The sequence below is a fragment of the Bacillus sp. COPE52 genome (genome assembly GCF_003355115.1).
Lineage (GTDB): Bacteria > Bacillota > Bacilli > Bacillales > Bacillaceae_G > Bacillus_A > Bacillus_A toyonensis.
Map to the genome: position 1 here is coordinate 5,606,759 of NZ_CP031292.1, position 980 is coordinate 5,607,738.

General features: G+C 47.4%; 2 tRNA genes, 1 rRNA gene and 1 other annotated feature (1 of these 4 cut by a window edge). All 3 genes read right to left on the reverse strand.

What is annotated here, in order from left to right:
- A 23S ribosomal RNA gene (locus tag DPQ31_RS29145) occupies window positions 1-441 on the reverse strand (it extends 2,862 nt beyond the left edge of the window).
- A 79-nt stretch (window positions 442-520) separates the two neighbouring features.
- A tRNA-Ala gene (locus DPQ31_RS28390) sits at window positions 521-596 on the reverse strand.
- A 9-nt stretch (window positions 597-605) separates the two neighbouring features.
- Window positions 606-682: transfer RNA gene (locus DPQ31_RS28395), tRNA-Ile, on the reverse strand.
- A 143-nt stretch (window positions 683-825) separates the two neighbouring features.
- Window positions 826-959: a sequence feature (16S ribosomal RNA rRNA prediction is too short), on the reverse strand.
- Between the last annotated feature and the right edge of the window lie 21 nt (window positions 960-980).

Sequence of the window (980 nt, forward strand, 5' to 3'; positions counted from 1 at the left end):
GAATTTCACGTGTTCCGCCGTACTCAGGATACATTCAAGAGAGAACGAAGTTTCGACTACGGGGTTGTTACCCTCTACGACGGACCTTTCCAGGTCGCTTCGTCTACCTCGTTCCTTTGTAACTCCGTATAGAATGTCCTACAACCCCAAGAGGCAAGCCTCTTGGTTTGGGCTAGATTCCGTTTCGCTCGCCGCTACTCAGGAAATCGCATTTGCTTTCTCTTCCTCCAGGTACTTAGATGTTTCAGTTCCCTGGGTCTGTCTTCCATACCCTATGTATTCAGGTAAGGATACCATACCATTACGTATAGTGGGTTTCCCCATTCGGAAATCTTCGGATCAAAGCTTACTTACAGCTCCCCGAAGCATATCGGCGTTAGTCCCGTCCTTCATCGACTCCTAGTGTCAAGGCATCCACCGTGCGCCCTTTCTAACTTAACCAAACTAAAATTAAAAAATATGAGCTACACTGTTATCTAGTTTTCAAAGAACATACCATTTGCTATATAAGATAGCTTTTTGGTGGAGCCTAGCGGGATCGAACCGCTGACCTCCTGCGTGCAAGGCAGGCGCTCTCCCAGCTGAGCTAAGGCCCCAAAAATGTATGGTGGGCCTAAATGGACTCGAACCATCGACCTCACGCTTATCAGGCGTGCGCTCTAACCAGCTGAGCTATAGGCCCATACAAATTGCAGGATTTATTTATATCATATCCTCATTTAAGAGTCAATATTGAATTGAACTCTCAAAACTAAACGAAAACGAAACACGGAAACTTATATTGATGAACAGCGTTCATCAATTCTCCATAGAAAGGAGGTGATCCAGCCGCACCTTCCGATACGGCTACCTTGTTACGACTTCACCCCAATCATCTGTCCCACCTTAGGCGGCTGGCTCCATAAAGGTTACCCCACCGACTTCGGGTGTTACAAACTCTCGTGGTGTGACGGGCGGTGTGTACAAGGCCCGGGAACGTA